The sequence below is a fragment of the Enterobacter cloacae complex sp. SYL003 genome, from assembly GCF_049236925.1.
Taxonomy (GTDB): Bacteria; Pseudomonadota; Gammaproteobacteria; order Enterobacterales; family Enterobacteriaceae; genus Enterobacter; species Enterobacter intestinihominis.
Window position 1 is genome coordinate 185,466 of sequence record NZ_JBMKJK010000005.1, and the last position, 16,990, is coordinate 202,455.

Annotated in this window: 21 protein-coding genes and 3 tRNA genes; 14 read left to right on the forward strand and 10 right to left on the reverse strand. The window is 52.7% G+C overall.

Annotated features, from left to right (window positions below):
* Positions 1–68: 68 nt before the first annotated feature.
* From ACOT1A_RS08620 to ACOT1A_RS08645, 6 genes are all read right to left on the reverse strand, one after another.
* Complete coding sequence (locus tag ACOT1A_RS08620; protein ID WP_003856556.1) at positions 69–230, reverse strand: DUF1328 domain-containing protein; 162 nt, start codon at positions 228–230, stop codon at positions 69–71.
* Between the two features lie 125 nt (positions 231–355).
* Complete coding sequence (gene osmY / locus ACOT1A_RS08625) at positions 356–973, reverse strand: molecular chaperone OsmY (protein ID WP_022646982.1); 618 nt, start codon at positions 971–973, stop codon at positions 356–358.
* Between the two features lie 304 nt (positions 974–1,277).
* On the reverse strand, positions 1,278–2,867 hold the full coding sequence (prfC, locus tag ACOT1A_RS08630; RefSeq protein ID WP_022646981.1) for a peptide chain release factor 3: 1,590 nt from the start codon (positions 2,865–2,867) through the stop codon (positions 1,278–1,280).
* Between the two features lie 92 nt (positions 2,868–2,959).
* Positions 2,960–3,637: a pyrimidine 5'-nucleotidase gene (gene yjjG / locus ACOT1A_RS08635; RefSeq protein ID WP_058645776.1), complete on the reverse strand. Its 678-nt coding sequence runs from the start codon at positions 3,635–3,637 to the stop codon at positions 2,960–2,962.
* A gap of 19 nt (positions 3,638–3,656) precedes the next feature.
* A complete protein-coding gene (gene rimI, locus ACOT1A_RS08640; RefSeq protein ID WP_022646979.1) occupies positions 3,657–4,100 on the reverse strand; it encodes a ribosomal protein S18-alanine N-acetyltransferase in 444 nt (147 codons plus the stop codon).
* Positions 4,069–4,482, reverse strand: coding sequence for a DNA polymerase III subunit psi (locus ACOT1A_RS08645; protein ID WP_022646978.1), 414 nt, complete (start codon positions 4,480–4,482; stop codon positions 4,069–4,071). The genes rimI and ACOT1A_RS08645 overlap by 32 nt, the downstream gene beginning before the upstream one ends.
* Before the next feature lie 102 nt (positions 4,483–4,584).
* Between ACOT1A_RS08645 and rsmC the strand changes: the two genes are divergently transcribed.
* From rsmC to ACOT1A_RS08665, 4 genes are all read left to right on the forward strand, one after another.
* Complete coding sequence (gene rsmC, locus ACOT1A_RS08650) at positions 4,585–5,613, forward strand: 16S rRNA (guanine(1207)-N(2))-methyltransferase RsmC (RefSeq protein WP_023299269.1); 1,029 nt, start codon at positions 4,585–4,587, stop codon at positions 5,611–5,613.
* Between the two features lie 144 nt (positions 5,614–5,757).
* A tRNA-Leu gene (locus ACOT1A_RS08655) sits at positions 5,758–5,844 on the forward strand.
* 28 nt (positions 5,845–5,872) lie between these two features.
* Positions 5,873–5,958: transfer RNA gene (locus tag ACOT1A_RS08660), tRNA-Leu, on the forward strand.
* 32 nt (positions 5,959–5,990) lie between these two features.
* A tRNA-Leu gene (locus ACOT1A_RS08665) sits at positions 5,991–6,077 on the forward strand.
* Between the two features lie 42 nt (positions 6,078–6,119).
* Here the strand turns inward: ACOT1A_RS08665 and ACOT1A_RS08670 are convergent.
* Complete coding sequence (locus tag ACOT1A_RS08670) at positions 6,120–6,389, reverse strand: DUF1435 domain-containing protein (protein ID WP_026080652.1); 270 nt, start codon at positions 6,387–6,389, stop codon at positions 6,120–6,122.
* A 216-nt stretch (positions 6,390–6,605) separates the two neighbouring features.
* Between ACOT1A_RS08670 and ACOT1A_RS08675 the strand changes: the two genes are divergently transcribed.
* The gene (locus ACOT1A_RS08675; protein ID WP_199159480.1) at positions 6,606–7,670 is read left to right on the forward strand and encodes a GGDEF domain-containing protein; all 1,065 of its coding nucleotides are present in this window, start codon (positions 6,606–6,608) and stop codon (positions 7,668–7,670) included.
* Between the two features lie 95 nt (positions 7,671–7,765).
* A complete protein-coding gene (gene fhuF / locus ACOT1A_RS08680; protein ID WP_022646974.1) occupies positions 7,766–8,554 on the forward strand; it encodes a siderophore-iron reductase FhuF in 789 nt (262 codons plus the stop codon).
* A 77-nt stretch (positions 8,555–8,631) separates the two neighbouring features.
* Here fhuF and ACOT1A_RS08685 read toward each other — a convergent pair whose 3' ends face one another.
* On the reverse strand, positions 8,632–9,978 hold the full coding sequence (locus ACOT1A_RS08685; RefSeq protein ID WP_006810218.1) for a PTS cellobiose transporter subunit IIC: 1,347 nt from the start codon (positions 9,976–9,978) through the stop codon (positions 8,632–8,634).
* A 328-nt stretch (positions 9,979–10,306) separates the two neighbouring features.
* Between ACOT1A_RS08685 and ACOT1A_RS08690 the strand changes: the two genes are divergently transcribed.
* Positions 10,307–10,765 (forward strand): YbaK/EbsC family protein, encoded by a 459-nt coding sequence (locus ACOT1A_RS08690; RefSeq protein ID WP_022646971.1) that lies wholly within the window; start codon positions 10,307–10,309, stop codon positions 10,763–10,765.
* Between the two features lie 37 nt (positions 10,766–10,802).
* Here the strand turns inward: ACOT1A_RS08690 and bglJ are convergent, their stop codons facing one another.
* Both bglJ and ACOT1A_RS08700 read right to left on the reverse strand, forming a co-directional pair.
* Positions 10,803–11,438: a DNA-binding transcriptional activator BglJ gene (gene bglJ, locus ACOT1A_RS08695; protein WP_063849736.1), complete on the reverse strand. Its 636-nt coding sequence runs from the start codon at positions 11,436–11,438 to the stop codon at positions 10,803–10,805.
* Positions 11,435–12,172 (reverse strand): helix-turn-helix transcriptional regulator, encoded by a 738-nt coding sequence (locus ACOT1A_RS08700; RefSeq protein WP_022646969.1) that lies wholly within the window; start codon positions 12,170–12,172, stop codon positions 11,435–11,437. The genes bglJ and ACOT1A_RS08700 overlap by 4 nt, the downstream gene beginning before the upstream one ends.
* 389 nt (positions 12,173–12,561) lie before the next feature.
* On the opposite strand from ACOT1A_RS08700, the gene ACOT1A_RS08705 reads away from it, so the two are divergent.
* From ACOT1A_RS08705 to ACOT1A_RS08735, 7 genes are all read left to right on the forward strand, one after another.
* The gene (locus ACOT1A_RS08705) at positions 12,562–13,338 is read left to right on the forward strand and encodes a threonine/serine ThrE exporter family protein (protein WP_032625377.1); all 777 of its coding nucleotides are present in this window, start codon (positions 12,562–12,564) and stop codon (positions 13,336–13,338) included.
* Positions 13,329–13,802 (forward strand): threonine/serine exporter, encoded by a 474-nt coding sequence (locus ACOT1A_RS08710; RefSeq protein WP_032621429.1) that lies wholly within the window; start codon positions 13,329–13,331, stop codon positions 13,800–13,802. Before ACOT1A_RS08705 ends, ACOT1A_RS08710 begins: the two co-directional genes overlap by 10 nt.
* A gap of 44 nt (positions 13,803–13,846) precedes the next feature.
* Complete coding sequence (locus tag ACOT1A_RS08715) at positions 13,847–14,299, forward strand: MarR family winged helix-turn-helix transcriptional regulator (RefSeq protein WP_022646966.1); 453 nt, start codon at positions 13,847–13,849, stop codon at positions 14,297–14,299.
* Between the two features lie 84 nt (positions 14,300–14,383).
* Positions 14,384–14,812 (forward strand): organic hydroperoxide resistance protein, encoded by a 429-nt coding sequence (locus ACOT1A_RS08720; RefSeq protein ID WP_003856578.1) that lies wholly within the window; start codon positions 14,384–14,386, stop codon positions 14,810–14,812.
* A gap of 124 nt (positions 14,813–14,936) precedes the next feature.
* Positions 14,937–15,482 carry a primosomal protein DnaT gene (dnaT, locus tag ACOT1A_RS08725; RefSeq protein WP_063152285.1) on the forward strand — a complete coding sequence of 182 codons (546 nt, stop codon included), beginning with the start codon at positions 14,937–14,939 and terminating at the stop codon, positions 15,480–15,482.
* On the forward strand, positions 15,479–16,216 hold the full coding sequence (gene dnaC / locus ACOT1A_RS08730) for a DNA replication protein DnaC (RefSeq protein WP_003856580.1): 738 nt from the start codon (positions 15,479–15,481) through the stop codon (positions 16,214–16,216). The genes dnaT and dnaC overlap by 4 nt, the downstream gene beginning before the upstream one ends.
* An 84-nt stretch (positions 16,217–16,300) precedes the next feature.
* Positions 16,301–16,783 carry a DUF2501 domain-containing protein gene (locus ACOT1A_RS08735; RefSeq protein ID WP_022646964.1) on the forward strand — a complete coding sequence of 161 codons (483 nt, stop codon included), beginning with the start codon at positions 16,301–16,303 and terminating at the stop codon, positions 16,781–16,783.
* Positions 16,784–16,990 lie beyond the last annotated feature (207 nt).

Genomic DNA, 16,990 nt, shown 5'->3' on the forward strand with positions numbered 1-16,990 from the left:
TGGTTCTCAAACGAGAAAAAGCCAGTCACGAGGACTGGCTTGAGTTTGTTTAATAACTATTGCGTTTGCTACGGGCGACGTCGACCCGTAAACAGGCTGACCAGGAACAGAATAATACCGACGACGAAAACAATTTTCGCTGCCCATGCCGCGGTACCCGCCAGTCCACCAAAGCCCAATGCGGCGGCAATTAACGCGATAACCAGAAATATAATTCCCCAACGAAACATAAGCCTCTCCTTTACCATAGTTAATGTCGGCCGCTAAACGTGAGCGCTCAGGTCACTCACCGGCTTTTCCAGAGTCGTTTTTATTTCGCCCGCGGTTTTCAGCCAGACGGGCGAGTGGTACTGCTTTACTTCGTTTTCAGATCGTTTTTGACGCTTTTCACACCATCAATAGCTTTCGCAATTGACTCGGCACGATCGCTTTGTGCCTGGTTCTCAACCGTACCGGACAGCTGGACCACACCATCAGTGGTTTCAACTTTCACCATACGGGATGGCACGATGTCGTCAGCTAACAGTTTAGCTTTGATTTCGCTGGTAGTTGCTGCATCTCCGGCATAGCCCTTCACCGACGATTCTTTGCTGTCACGTACGTGCAGTTTGTCGCTTACAGAGCTTACGCCCTCAACGCCTTTCGCTACTTTAACGGCCTCTTCAGCCTGAGTCTGGCTTTCAACGAAACCGCTCAGAGTGACAACCTTGTTGTCGGTTTTAACAGAAATATCGGTGCTCTTAATGGATTCATGATCCACCAGTGCGGCTTTCACTTTTGCTGTGATAGAGCTGTCATCCATGAAATTACCGACTTTATTCATAGAGCTATCGATTTTTTCCCCTGCGGTATTAGCGGTATTTTGCGCTTTATCCATGGTGCTGGATTCCGCCAGAGCAGAACCGCTTACCAGGACACTACCCAACGTTACAGCCAGCAGAGTTTTAGAAATCTTCAGTCTTGTCATATTCATCGATTTATTCCTGTGTTTTGCCCGTTATTTGGGCGACATACTTCCCTAAATCTTGGTTTTATATATTGCGAATTAACACACGGGCGAAATGGAGAACCAGTGGACATGCATTGAACAGTTAATTCATCCACGCCCGGTGCTAAACACTGAGTTAAATATAGATCACAATCAGAGGGGTGCATTCAGAATTGGGGAAAAAACGAACGAATAGCGAAAAATTACGTTGAATTAAGAACATTCCGCAAGGGTTTAATAACACTGGAATTAAAGAAGAGCACGGCGGCTGCCGTGCTCTGTGAGGGAATTAATGCTCGCGCGTTTTGCGGAACTGAACGTCGGGATAACGTTCCTGCGTCAGGTTCAGGTTAACCATAGTCGGGGCGATATAGGTCAGATTATCGCCACCGTCCAGCGCCAGCTGAACTTCGTTCTTACGCTTAAACTCTTCGAATTTCTTCACGTCTGAACATTCAACCCAGCGCGCGGTCGCCACGTTCACCGATTCGTAAATCGCTTCCACGTTGTACTCGCTCTTAAGACGGGCAACTACCACGTCAAACTGGAGCACACCCACCGCGCCCACGATCAGATCGTTGTTGGCGATAGGGCGGAACACCTGTACAGCCCCCTCTTCCGAAAGCTGGACCAGGCCTTTCAGCAGCTGCTTCTGCTTAAGCGGATCGCGCAGGCGAATGCGGCGGAACAGTTCCGGCGCGAAGTTCGGGATACCGGTGAACTTCATCATTTCGCCCTGCGTGAAGGTATCGCCGATCTGAATGGTACCGTGGTTGTGTAAACCAATGATGTCACCCGGATAGGCTTCTTCCACGTGCGAACGGTCGCCCGCCATGAAGGTCAGCGCGTCGGAGATCACTACGTCTTTACCAATACGCACCTGACGCAGCTTCATGCCCTTTTCGTACTTACCGGAAACCACGCGCATAAAGGCGACGCGGTCGCGGTGTTTCGGGTCCATGTTGGCCTGAATTTTAAAGACGAAGCCGGAGAACTTCTCTTCCTTCGCTTCTACTTCGCGGGTGTCGGTTTTACGCGGCATCGGCTGCGGGGCCCACTCAACCAGACCGTCGAGCATATGGTCAACGCCGAAGTTGCCGAGTGCAGTACCGAAGAAGACCGGGGTAATGTCACCGCTCAGGAACAGCTCTCTGTCGAACTCGTGAGAGGCGCCTTTGACCAGCTCAAGCTCATCGCGCAGTTGCGCGGCCAGCTCTTCACCGACAGCGGCGTCCAGCTCCGGGTTGTCCAGCCCTTTCACGATGCGGACTTCCTGAATGGTGTGGCCCTTACCGGTCTGATACAGGTAGGTTTCGTCTTTATAGAGGTGGTAAACCCCTTTGAACAGCTTGCCGCAGCCAATCGGCCAGGTGATTGGCGCGCAGGCGATTTTCAGCTCGTTTTCCACTTCATCCATCAGCTCCATCGGATCACGGATGTCACGGTCGAGTTTGTTCATAAAGGTGAGGATCGGCGTATCGCGCAGACGAGTGACTTCCATCAGCTTGCGGGTACGATCTTCAACACCTTTCGCGGCGTCGATCACCATCAGGCAGCAGTCCACCGCCGTCAGGGTACGGTAGGTATCTTCGGAGAAGTCTTCGTGCCCCGGGGTGTCCAGCAGGTTCACCAGGCAGTCATGATACGGGAACTGCATCACGGAGGTGGTAATCGAAATACCACGCTGCTTTTCCATCTCCATCCAGTCGGATTTAGCATGCTGGCTGGAGCCACGGCCTTTAACGGTACCCGCGGTCTGGATCGCCTGTCCGAACAGCAACACCTTCTCGGTGATGGTCGTTTTACCGGCATCCGGGTGCGAGATAATGGCAAAAGTGCGGCGTTTGGCCACCTCTTGCAGATAAGGAGACAACGTCATAATCAATTCTTCTTAGGTAAGCGCGGCAGCAGGCCGCGCATCATGGAATACGAAAAATGCGGCTATTTTACCCATCAACAGGGGGCAGGCAATCATTGTTTACACAGGAGCTGCTCCAGTTCGTTCAATGACGTAACGGTCCAGGTCGGCTCGATGCCTTCCGGCAGCGTGCGGCCATGCGTATTCAGCCAGACGGTCGACAGGCCCGATCTCATACCTCCCAGAATATCAGATTCTGCCGTATCCCCCACCATCAGCACGCGATCGCGGTCAGGATTGCCCGCTTGCGCCAGCGCATAATCGAAAATACGCGGATCCGGCTTCGGCACGCCTACCTCTTCGGAGATCACCAGCGCGTCGAAATGATCGCGCAAGCCAGTGCGTTCAAGGCGGATCTGCTGAAGCGCGGTAAAGCCGTTGGTGATGATCCCAAGCTTCACCTTCCCTTTCAGCGAATCCAGCAGAGAAACGGCGCCGGGCAGCGGCGCGCAGATATCCGCCATCGCATTCAGGAAGGCCTCGTTCAGCACCCCAGGACTGATGTTTAACCGTTCAGCCCAGACGTCAAAACGCTGATGCTGAAGCTGTAACGCGGTGATGGCTCCGTTCTGGTAATCCACCCACAGCGGCTTGTTCACCGCCTGATAGTCCTGAAAATCTTCCGCGGTGAACGTCACGCTATAGTCGAGAAACATCCGCTGTAGGCCGCCGAACGAGTCAAACGTAAACAGCGTTTCGTCGGCATCAAAGAAAATCCAGTCCCATTTCATCGTTACAACCTTATTTTCGTTATCCAATCGGCAGAGCCATGATAATGGCGTCTTCACGTCCCTCTGCGGTGGGGTAGTAGTTACGGCGGATAGTCGCCTCGTTGAAGCCTAAGCTTTCATAGAGCGCGATGGCGGCGACATTGGACGCGCGCACCTCCAGCCACAGGGTGAAAACGTCACGGGTTTCCAGCTCACGAATGAGGTGCTCAAGCAGATCCCTGCCCAGCCCGCGGCGCTGGTAAGCGGGATCGACCGCGATATTAAACAGCGTCGCCTCGTCCAGAACGACCTGCGTGATGGCGAACGCGGCCATCGCACCGTCAACGTCCAGGCGGAGATTTAAATAGCGTTCGCCCTGATTGCTGGCAAACGTCTTTTCGCTCCACGGAAAGGCATGGGCGCGTGTTTCAATCGCGAACGCGGTGGCCAGGTCAGCCGTCGTGAGGGAAGAAATCGTGTTCATATTCGCAAATTTGTTGCCATAGCGCGCTACGCGCTTTTGGGTTGGCTTTCAGTTCGTCCAGCGCTGGCGAGCTGATCTGGCTTCCTTCAAGAGGTAGCTCATCCACCGCCCCGATTCGCCAGCTGTTACAGCGGCTGTCAGGGGGAAGCATCGCGACGCTTTCGGGCGCCAGCTGTAATACCTGATCGTTTGTCACCTTCAGGGTGCGAAGGACATCCTCAATCAGGGGTTCGTTCAGGGCAGGCGGCGCTTCTGCCACCATCACCAGGCGGACATGCGCAGGGATGGAGATGGCTATTTCGCCCCGCAACGCCGTCGGGCGACGCAAAGCCCACTGGGTGATGCCCAGCTGCTGCAACTGCCAGTCTCGTCGGGATGTCATAGCTAAAACTCCTGTCTCTCAGGCGCGCAAATATAGCAAATGTGTCGAAACTGCGCCATCTACCTACTATAATCCCCGCCTGAGTTTATTGAGGAACAATTCATGTCTGCATTTACCCCGGCAAGTGAAGTCTTGCTGCGTCACAGTGATGATTTCGAAGAAAGCCGTATTCTGTTTGCCGGAGATATGCAGGATGACCTGCCCGCACGTTTCGACTGTGCTGAAAGCCGTGCCCACACCCAATACTACCACCACTGGCAGGTGCTGAGCCGCCAGATGGGCGAGCGCGCACGCTTTAGCCTGGTGGCGGAGCAGAGCGATATTGCTGACTGCGATACGCTCATTTACTACTGGCCGAAGAACAAACCGGAAGCCCAGTTCCAGCTGATGAACCTGCTTTCTCTGCTGCCGATCGGCTGCGATATTTTTGTCGTCGGTGAGAACCGCAGCGGGGTGCGAAGCGCAGAGCAGATGCTCGAAGGCTACGCGCCGTTGACGAAAATCGACAGCGCCCGACGCTGCGGCCTGTATCATGGCCGTCTGGAAAAACAGACCACTTTTGATGCCAACACCTTCTGGGACGAGTACCAGCTTGACGGACTGACCATTAAAACCCTGCCGGGTGTGTTTAGCCGTGACGCGCTTGATACGGGCAGCAAGCTGCTGCTGTCCACCCTGACGCCGCACACCAAGGGCAAGGTGCTGGATGTCGGCTGTGGCGCGGGCGTGCTGTCAACGGTTCTCGCCAGCCACTCACCAAAAGTGCGTTTAACCCTGTGTGACGTGAGCGCCCCGGCGGTAGAAGCCAGCCGCGCCACGCTTGCTGCGAACGGCATTGAAGGCGAAGTGATTGCCAGTAACGTCTTCTCCGACGTGACCGGTCGCTTTGACATGATCATCTCTAACCCGCCGTTCCACGACGGGATGGAGACCAGCCTTGAAGCGGCGCAAACGCTGATCCGTGGCGCAACCCGTCACCTTAACAGCGGCGGTGAGCTACGTATTGTGGCGAATGCCTTCCTGGCGTATCCGAAAGTGCTGGATGAAACCTTCGGCTTCCACGAAGTGATCGCCCAGACAGGCCGCTTTAAGGTGTATCGCACCGTGATGACGCGCCAGGCGAAAAAGTAATTCCCCTGCCCGGCGATGGCTGACGCTGCCATCGCCCATTTTTGCAGCAATCAAAACAACGTGCGCAATTTTCTGTTGACGTAAAGCTGAAAACATCTAGAATGCGCCTCCGTGGTTACGATACTTTTACAGTGTCGATGGTATGCGAAGGTGGCGGAATTGGTAGACGCGCTAGCTTCAGGTGTTAGTGTCCTTACGGACGTGGGGGTTCAAGTCCCCCCCCTCGCACCATAAATCACGTTGATATTGCTCGCACTGGGCGAAGGTGGCGGAATTGGTAGACGCGCTAGCTTCAGGTGTTAGTGTCCTTAGGATGTGGGGGTTCGAGTCCCCCCCCTCGCACCAACGAGGCGATATCAAACCAGTAAGATGACTGTGCGAAGGTGGCGGAATTGGTAGACGCGCTAGCTTCAGGTGTTAGTGTCCTTACGGACGTGGGGGTTCAAGTCCCCCCCCTCGCACCAATTATCTTACATCCCTTCAGCAGTACCTCTTTTTTTTCCCTTTTATTTCAAACTCATCAGAATCACCAGCAGTCCACTGATTAGCGCAACGCATGATGGCAACAGCACGTAATGCCGTAACTGTTTGTGCCAGATCATCGCGGATGTCACCAGCAAGCCCGAAACAATCATTGCTTTCCAGACATCAATGGGAAGATCGGCAAACATCAGCCCACCGATAATGGAACCAGGCAGCAATATTCCCCACCCACTTCCCAGCGCTTTGCTCAACATGGTTTCACCTCTCGCACTGATAATGATAACCAGTATCATATGATAGTAATTATCACTTGTCAGCATGCGACGTAAGAAATTGCGCCAGCAATTGCTTTCCCATAATGACAGAGAATGTGTAAGGTGATAAATTGCCCACCTGTTAACTTCCGATAACGTTTTTCTGATAATAAAAATTCAATTTTGTAGCGACCAATAATACATAACAACACCTTGCTCATTGTTTTAATTGAGTTTTAATAAAAACGCACGCATATGACATCACAATCCTGGCTGTCCTTAGTCAACAAGAAATATCAGCTTTCTTTACGTTTATTTTTATTTCTGAACGCTGCATCAGCATTGTTCTCGGTAACAAACCCTCTCTATTCCGTTCGTGTGTTATCAGTCCCCCTGTTTGCCGTATTGACTGCCAGCACTGGCTTACTTATCTGGCACTGGAAAAATAGCGCGCGAAAAATAAATATCCCTGCTGTTTCAGCTATTTTTGGGTTTTTATGGGCATGGCAGATCGTCTCAAAATTTCTGTTAATAACGCACGATCACGCAACCTATTTAATGATGGCGCTATTAACAGTGCTTTTTATAGGGTCTCTGGCTTTCGCCAGTAATATTAAAGCCTTTACGTTACATTCATTTCCCGCTTTTATATCCTGCCTGTGGCTTAGCCCGTCCGAAAACTGGCTGAGAATGGCCTATTTTTTCGCGCTGCCGGTGGTCGCCATTGGTATCCATCATGTTCTTCAGCGGCGTAATGACCGTTTCGCCCAGGAGCTGCTTTCCGAACTGCTCGAAGAGCGTGAAACTCTGACCGATCTCAGCATGATGGACCCGCTCACCGGCCTATATAACCGTCGCGGGCTGCAAAGCCGGCTTGAGAACCTCCCCAGGCCTGACGCTGGCGAGCACTTTGTGCTGCTGATGGATATCGACCATTTCAAAGCCTACAACGATCATTACGGCCATATGATGGGCGATCAGGCCTTGATCAGGGTCTCGGCTGCGATCCGCGACGCCGTGCGCTCACGCGATGTTGTCGCCCGGTTTGGCGGGGAAGAATTTATGGTGCTGTTAAGTAACATCCCACTGGAGCAAGCGCGCCAGACAGCTGAACGCATACGTCAGAAGGTTTACGATCTCAAAATCCCCCACATGTTTAACGAAAGCGTCGCCACTAACGTGACCATCAGCATTGGCATAGCCATGTTCGAAGGTGAAGACGTTGATGGCGCACTGGCGAAAGCCGATAAAGCCCTCTATGAAGCCAAGCATATGGGACGCAACAGCATTCTGCTGAGCGACGAGCTTCATATCGCCTGAAACCGCCTTCACAGCGCCAGGATAAAACGCTTGCGCTCGGTTTTATCTATAGTTAGGATTGGCAATCATTATCATTTAGATTTGTAATCCACACTATGGCGACTCGTACCGCACACATCGTTGAGCCACTGCTCTGGCGAGCTCCACTCTCCGCCGGAGAAACGACGCTTGCGGATGCCATTCGGGAAAAAATCGCCGTAACACGCGCCCATCTGCTGGATTTCATCAAACTGGATGAAGCACCGCCGCATCATGCTCTGACGCTGACTCAGTGGCAACGACCTGCCGAGCTGCGGTCACTGCTGGCAACCTATTCCGACCATATTTATCGTAACCAACCGACGCTGGCGCGGGAAAATAAACCGCTGCTTTCCCTCTGGGCACAATGGTATATCGGGCTGATGGTGCCGCCTGTCATGCTGGCCCTGTTGACCCAGGAAACGATGCTCGATCTCTCGTCGGAACATTTCCACGTCGAATTCCATGAGACCGGACGCGCCGCCTGTTTCTGGATTGATGTACACGAAGATCCGAGCGCGAGTCACCTGTCAGCGCAGGCGCGTATGGAACGGTTGATTACAAGAGCGCTGGTTCCGGTCATTGATGCGCTGGAAGCGACGGGGGAGATCAACGGCAAACTGATCTGGAGTAATACCGGGTATCTTATCCACTGGTATTTAACGGAGATGAAGCCGCTGCTCGGCGACGAGAAAGTGGATGCGCTGCGTCAGAGCTGTTTCTTTGCCAGACAGCTGTCGGATGGGCGGGATAACCCTCTTTACCGCACCGTGGTTCCGCGTGAGGGACTTCTGGTGCGTCGTACCTGCTGTCAGCGCTACCGTCTGCCGGATGTCCAGCAGTGCGGCGATTGCACGCTTAAGTAGTCTGGCCCTGCCTGAAACCCGCAGAGAGAGGGAACAAACACTAAAAACGGCAACCTGCGTTGCCGTTTTGCTTTTATCTAGGCTACCTGCTGATTTTCCTCTTCCCCATTACGCTGTGCTTCTTCCGCTTCCTGCTGAAGCAACTGTTTCTCGTACACCTTGAAGAACGGGAAATAGATAATGGCGGAAACGCAGGCCAAAACCAGCACCAGAATGGCTGCACGGAAATCCCAGCCCAGCGCCCAGGCGGCACCAACCGGAGCCGGTGCCGTCCACGGCACAACGGAAATCACGCGGCCAATCAGATCAAACTTCATCGCTGCCCATGCCAGCACGGCATTGACCATCGGCGCCAGCAGGAAAGGAATAAAGAACACCGGGTTCATCACAATCGGCGTACCAAAAATCACCGGTTCATTGATATTGAAAATGCTTGGCACCACGCTCAGACGTCCAATGGAGCGCAGGTGCGCGGAGCGGCTACGCAGGTAACAGAACACCAGCCCCATCGTCGCTCCTGACCCACCGATCACAATAAAGAACGTCCAGAAGGCTTCCATAAAGATGTGTGGTAAAGGCAGGCTCGCCGCCAGCGCGGTCTGGTTCGCCCCCAGGTTCGTCAGCCAGAACATTTGCAGCATACCCGAGACAATCGCTGCGCCGTGGATCCCGGCAAACCACAGCAGGTGGCCAATCAGCACCGCCAGCAGGATCGCTGGCAGCGAGTCCGCCGCAGAGACCAGCGGTTTGAATATCGACATGATGGCCTGTGGGATCAGCATACCGAACTGCGACTGGATCAACAGACTCAGCGGATAAAGCGTCAGCACCACCACCAGCACCGGGATCAGCAGGTCAAACGAGTTTTTGATCATCGGCGGAACCTGGTCTGGCAGGCGGATCCCGATATTGTGTGCTTTCAGGAAACGCATCATCTCAACGCAGTAAATCGCCACCAGGATCGCGGTGAAAATCCCGGTGCCTCCAAGGCTATCAACCGGTAAGGCGCCTTTGGTTTTAGGGGCGGCGACCAGCAGGAACGCCATCAGCGACAGCATCGCGCACATGAACGGATCCAACTGATGGGTTTTAACGTAATGTTTGCCCAGGTTGTAGGCGATAGCCGCACAGATATAGAGGGACATCACCCCCATCGTCATATCAAACGGCGTCAGAATTTGACCTTCAAACTGCTTCGCCATATCCAGCCAGGCGCGAGCAAAGCCCCAGGTGGTATCTGGCGAAAAAGGTGGGTAAGCGAACACTAATAAAAATGACCCGACAATCATAAACGGCATTGCCGAGATGAACCCGTCACGAATCGCCATAACGTGACGCTGGGAAGAGATGCGCCCGGCAATAGGGCTGACATAATTTTCAACGAAGCGGAAAATCAGATTAAATGCAGCATGGTTGGCAGACATAGCAGATCTCCTGTCAGACGTTCGTTTCGGACGTTCTCACGTCACACGTTGTTCCATACATCAGCGTCACAACCTTGCCGGATCGTGTACCTGCGGTACTGCTCAAACGGAATGGTTTCATAATTAGCTCTTATTATTAGATACAGGGGAAGTTACACACTCAGTATTAATCTCTGCATCACGCTCTGCAACCGGTTACTGTAACCGGTTTCTGTGAATGTGAAGGCGATCCAGAAATCGCCCCTGACGGATATTTGTTACTTAAGGGATATTTACAGCGACTAAATTCTTATGACAGATTACGGAAGATATTTGTCAGGAGGAATCAATGAGTTTGCAGTCTGTACAGCAGTTTTTCGCCGAACACGCTCCGGATATAGAAATCATCGAGCTTAACCAAAGCACAGCGACTGTTGCCCTTGCTGCTGCCGCGCACAACGTTGAACCCGGCCAAATTGCCAAAACGCTGTCACTGAAAATTAAAAATGATGTGATTCTGGTGGTTGCAAAAGGCGATGCGCGTCTGGATAACAAAAAGCTCAAAGAGACATTCGGCGCAAAAGCCCGCATGCTCAGCTGCGATGAGGTAGTAACCCTGACGGGTCATCCTGTTGGCGGGGTCTGCCCTTTTGGACTGGAAAATCCGCTCTCTGTTTACTGTGACATCACTTTAAAACAGTACGCCGAAGTGTTACCCGCAGCGGGCGCCATCCACAGTGCGGTGCGTATATCGCCCGACAGAATGGCGGAACTGACCGCAGCAAAATGGGTTGATGTCTGTATTTGAACGTTGCGCCAGAAAAATTCTGGCGCATCACTTAACACTACGAGAAAGAAGGAACGGTGAGAGCGGAACGGCGTATTTCCCTGACCGGGAGATGCGCCAGGATATCTGCCGCATCCAGTAATCCCACATCAGAATTGACGCCCAGTTTTACCATTGCGTTAAACTTATGCGCCCGGATGGTTTTGATATTGCGTTCAAGCTGTGCCGCAATTTCAGGGATCGAAAAACCCGATGACATATATCGCAGAATCGCCCTTTCAGTTGGGCTTAGCATACGATGCTGGCTCACACACCAGTGATTGTACACGTTGTCGTTCACGTGATGCGTTTCGCTGAGTAATGTCTCCAGCCCCTCCATTAACTGCTTCAGCGGAACCGATTTACTGATAATTCCATGTAAGCGAGAAGGCGAAAGATGGCTGACCAGTCTCGCCTCCATTTCATCAGAGGCCAGCACGATACGCTTGACGTCGCTGTGGGTGAAGGTGAGATCCCGCAAACAGGCCAGACAGTTTCGCCGCTCCTCACGCTCATCGGACAATGAATAAATTACGGCAAAGAATGAGATTTCCGAGAGCGCCGCTTTGAAGCTGTCAAATCTGGCAAACAGGTGCACCTGGTAATGGCTCAGGGCGGGCATCGCAAAAAGATGCTTCAGCCCCATAGCGCTCATTGAGCAGCTTTCGATGACGGCGATATGTTTTGTTGCAGTGGTCTTTTCCATTCCTCAAACTCTCCATAAGCCGACATTAAACTGAGTTCTCGCATTCCCTGGGTACTGCTTATCCACGCGTACATATCGGCATTACTGCGAAGTGATAAGCGACGCATTGCACTGTTTTTCTGTGCACTGATCGTTTTATTACTTTTATTAAGTAGCGTGGCTATTTGGTTGATTCCCCAACCTTTACCTAACAAACGCAACACCTTGCGTTCAGAGTGGGTAAGCGCAATCATTTGCTCACTCTCCTCTTCAATATCAGGATTTTCCGGTATCAATAACGTCTGGCTTATTCGCTCGGCGCGTTCACTCCCCGCGCGAATAGCGTTAATTACGCCTTCAATGGGTTCCATATCCGAAAGCAGCGTGCTTTCCGGACGCATAAGAAGCTCTACTGCAAGTGGATAAAGGGGGCGCGAAACGAGGAATATCCAGTGAATATCCCGGTACTGATTCATTAACCCATAATATTGCTCAAGCGTGCCGCGTGGATTACGATACTCACCCGAAATATCGGCAATAACGACCCCAGCGCGACGCAATTGTAATAACGTCAACTCCTGCATCGAACGGCAGTACGTTATCTCAAAATCGGGAAAATGACGCGACATGACGCCACCTAACCCATTTTGCATAACCGGTACTCTGCTGATCACCACTCCGTGTTTACCATTCAATGGCAACATAGACCCTCCCTGTCATGAATTCTTTATTTAAGAACGAACTAACCCTGCAAGGTTAAACACGTTTGCATTCCGAAGTACAAACGGGTTAATACTCGCAAAATAGAACAAATATCACATGGGTTAAGAAACGCCCAATACAGGCCTAATATCGCATAAAGACCATTTAAATTTAATTCAAATTGCGTGAAAAGATCGAAAATATGAAATTAGAAATACTTAATATATTGTTTTTATAAATCCTAATTTCACATTCATTAAATAAATAACAATGCTGTCTTTCTTCCGCCCCCATCGCGCCACTGATCGCACAAATGTTGATCTGGCCCAGCGCAAAGGGCCCTGCACTTTGTGTTAAAAGTAAGCAATCTCTCTTCTCTTCAGGGCGTTTCATGCAGGCAGATCGGTCTACGCAACGTGCCACCACGCGGCTATGTATTCAGTGCGGGCTTTTTCTCTTACAGCACGGCGCAGAAAGCGCCCTCGTCGAAGAGCTCTCCACACGCCTTGGGCTGGCGCTGGGGATGGACAGCGTTGAGAGTTCCATCTCGTCAAATGCCATTGTGCTGACCACCATTAAAGACGGACAGTGCCTGACCTCCACCCGTAAAAATCATGACCGCGGCATTAACATGCACGTCGTGACGGAAGTGCAGCACATCGTGATCCTTGCTGAACACAAGCTGCTCGATCTCCGGGAGATAGAAAAACGTTTCAATCAAATCAAACCCCTCCGGTATCCGCGCTGGCTGGTTGTGCTGATGGTGGGACTGTCCTGCGCCTGCTTCTGCAAGCTCAACGCGGGCGGCTGGGACGGCGCTGTCGTGACCTTCTTTGCCAGCAGCATCGCAATGTATGTCCGCCAGCTGTTGACGCACAGACAGCTACATCCGCAAATTAACTTCTGCATCACGGCATTTGTGGCGACAACCGTATCCGGCCTGCTTTTGCGCCAGCCCTACTTCGCCAGCACGCCTACTATTGCGATGGCCGCCAGCGTATTGCTGCTGGTGCCAGGTTTTCCCTTAATTAATGCCGTCGCTGATATGTTCAAAGGCCATATCAACACCGGTCTGGCGCGCTGGGCGATAGCCAGCCTGCTGACGCTGGCGACCTGTATCGGGGTGGTAATGGCCATGACACTCTGGGGGTTACGCGGATGGGCGTGATGGATTTTATGCTCGCACTGGCACAGGACATGCTCTTGTCTGCCCTTCCCGCCGTTGGTTTTGCGATGGTGTTTAACGTCCCACAGCGTGCATTACCCTGGTGTGCGCTGCTGGGTGCCATTGGCCACGGCTCTCGTATGATCATGATGACAGCGGGCTTTAATATTGAATGGTCGACGTTTATCGCCTCCATGCTGGTTGGCAGCATCGGTATTCAGTGGTCCCGCTGGTATCTGGCGCACCCGAAGGTATTCACCGTGGCGGCAGTGATTCCTATGTTCCCGGGCATTTCAGCCTATACGGCGATGATCTCCGCCGTCAAAATCAGCCATTTTGGCTACAGCGAACCCCAGATGATCCTGCTCCTGAGCAACTTCCTTAAAGCCTCGTCGATCGTGGGTGCGCTCTCCATCGGCCTGTCGATCCCCGGCTTATGGCTTTACCGCAAACGTCCACGCGTATAATAAAATCGCTTGCAATTGTATCGCGCACTATCTATATTCATTTCATGGACGCAAAAACGAACGACACCACCAACGCGCTTCTGCTGGATAACCAGCTCTGTTTTGCCCTCTATTCGGCAAATCTGGCGCTTAACAAGCTGTACCGGCAACTGCTGGCGCCGCTTAATCTGACCTACCCGCAATACCTGGTGATGCTGGTGCTGTGGGAACAGGATGATATTACGGTGTCAGACATTGGCGAGCGGCTGTTCCTGGATTCCGCCACGCTGACTCCCCTGCTGAAACGCCTGGAAAGCGCAGGATTGATCCTCCGCCAGCGTTCCCGTCAGGATGAGCGTCAGGTCGCCGTCACCCTGAGCGACGCGGGTCGGGCGCTGCAACAGCAGGCCGTGACGATACCCCACGCCGTGGGCTGTGCAGCGCAGTGTGATACCGACACCATGCTGGCGCTCAAGCAACAGCTCGAAAGTTTGCGCCAACAGCTGCATCGCGCGTAAGGCTGTACTTTACGCGTCTAATTTTAACTTAAAACATCGCGCGCTATTTAATAGCGCATATAAACGTAAGATGAGGAACCTGCCATGTCTTTAGAAAAAGTTGTCTACACTGCCAAAGCCAAAGCAACCGGAGGCCGTGATGGCCGCGCCACGTCTTCCGATGGCGTTCTGGATGTCAAACTGGGTGTGCCAAAAGAGATGGGCGGCATGGGGGGTGAAGTAACCAACCCTGAACAGCTGTTCGCTGCGGGCTACTCCGCCTGCTTCCTGGGCGCAATGAAGTTCGTTGCGGCACGCGATAAATTCGCTCTGCCAAAAGACGCCTTTATTGAAGGCGAAGTAGGGATCGGCCCGCTGCCAACCGGTTTTGGTATCGAAGCGAAGCTGAACATCCACGTTGAAGGGATGGACGCAGCGGAAGCCAAAAAACTGGTGGATGCGGCGCACATCGTCTGTCCGTACTCTAACGCGACGCGCGGCAATATCGACGTGACGCTGAACATCATCGCGTAACCAGCCCCTGTGATTTTAGCCCCGGTAAGCGTAACGCCACCGGGGAAATCCTCTCCTTTCCTCCCCTCTCTCTGTGCTACCATAACCCTCAATCACGCCCGTAGTAATCAGTTGAGAAAGTGTTATGTCCTCCAGAATTCTGACCACCAGCATTGCTGGCATTGATGCCTTTATGCGCGATCCTCGCGGTGTGTTGACGCACGCCGAAGGCGGCACGCTCGCGGTATTTGCCGACAACGCCCCGGCGTTTTATGCGGTCACGCCGGAGCGTCTGGCGCAGCTTCTGGAAATTGAAGAGAAGCTGTCGCGCCCGGCGAGCGATGTCATGCTGGATAATCAGTTTTTTGACGAACCCGCCAGCGCCCCGTTGGCCGTTCCAATGGGGAAATTTCCCATGTACGCCGGTTGGCAGCCGGACGCCGATTTTCAGCGGCAGGCGGCCTTATGGGGAATAGCCCTCTCGCAGCCCGCAACACCGGAAGAGCTGGCAGCCTTTACCGCATACTGGCAAGCTGAAGGAAAAGTCTTCCACCATGTTCAGTGGCAGCAAAAATTCGCGCGCAGTCTGCAAATCAACCGCGCCAGCAACAACGGCCAGCCAAAACGTGATATCAATGCTTTTTCAGAACCGGACAAAAAAATCCCTGATGGATTCCGAGGTGCGAAATGAAAAACGTCGGCGACCTGATGAAACGTTTGCAGAAGATGATGCCTGCCAACGTGAAGCCCGCCTTCACCACCGGTGAAGAGCTGCTGGCATGGCAAAAAGAGCAGGGTAAAATTCGCGCGGCTGCCCTCGCCCGCGAAAACCGCGCGATGAAAATGCAGCGCACCTTTAACCGCTCGGGCATTCGCCCTCTGCACCAGAACTGCTCCTTCGAGAATTATAAGGTCGAGTCTCAGGGGCAGATGAACGCCCTTAACCAGGCGCGCCAGTACGTGGATGAATTTGACGGCAACATCGCCAGCTTCATCTTTAGCGGAAAACCCGGCACCGGGAAAAATCACCTCGCCGCCGCTATCTGCAACGAGCTGCTGCTGCGCGGGAAGTCAGTGCTGATTATCACCGTGGCCGATATTATGTCCGCCATGAAAGACACCTTCAGTAATCGCGAAACCAGCGAAGAACAGTTGCTAAATGATTTAAGTAACGTGGATTTGCTGGTCATCGACGAGATCGGTGTCCAGACGGAGTCCCGCTACGAAAAAGTGATCATCAACCAGATTGTCGATCGCCGTTCGTCGTCAAAACGCCCAACCGGTATGTTGACGAACCACAATATCGACGAGATGACCCGACTTCTTGGCGAGCGGGTGATGGATCGCATGAAGCTGGGTAACAGCCTGTACGTCATCTTCGACTGGGACAGCTACCGCAGCCGCGTCACCGGCAAAGAGTATTAAGATATTTCCAGGGAGCGCCGGAAGAGCAGAGGTATATACTGAACCCACTTCTGGCCCAAAACGGACCTTGTTGAGTAAATCATTATGAAAAAACAATTTCTTATCAGCATCCTTACTGGCGCCCTGCTGGTGACTGGCGCAGCGCAGGCCGCATCATGGCAGGAGTCGCTCTCCAGCGCAGCAAGTGAGTTAACCAAAGAGAGCGGCACGTCCCAGGGCGGGCTGTCAGCCTCGTCCCTCACCGGCCTGCTGGGCAACAGCTCCCAAAGCCTGAGTGCCGGAACGATGAACAACGCCGCGGGTATTCTGGAATACTGCGCGAAGCAGAAACTGGCTTCCGTCACCGATACCGAAAACATCAAAAACCAAGTGTTGGGTAAACTGGGACTGGACACCCAGGAGCAGAAAGCGGACACCAACTATATGGACGGTATTCAGGGCCTGCTGAACGCGCAAAATGGTCAGCAGCTGAACCTCAGCACCCTTGGAAATTCATCTCTGGCGAAACAGGTGAAAACGAAAGCCTGCGATCTGGTGCTGAAACAAGGCGTTAATTTCCTCTCCTGATTGTCCCCCTTTTTCTGCCACAACACGCCGCGTTTATTACATTAGTCTTATACCGCGGCGTGAAGTGCGTTTTTTTACCCCCTGCCACCACCTCAGCCTCCGTATGCCACGATGCGACTTTATTCAAAAATCCGATTTTATAAACCAAATCCTAACAACAGCACACTTTCGTGACACTAAAATTGCAGCTAAGCGACATCGCAATTA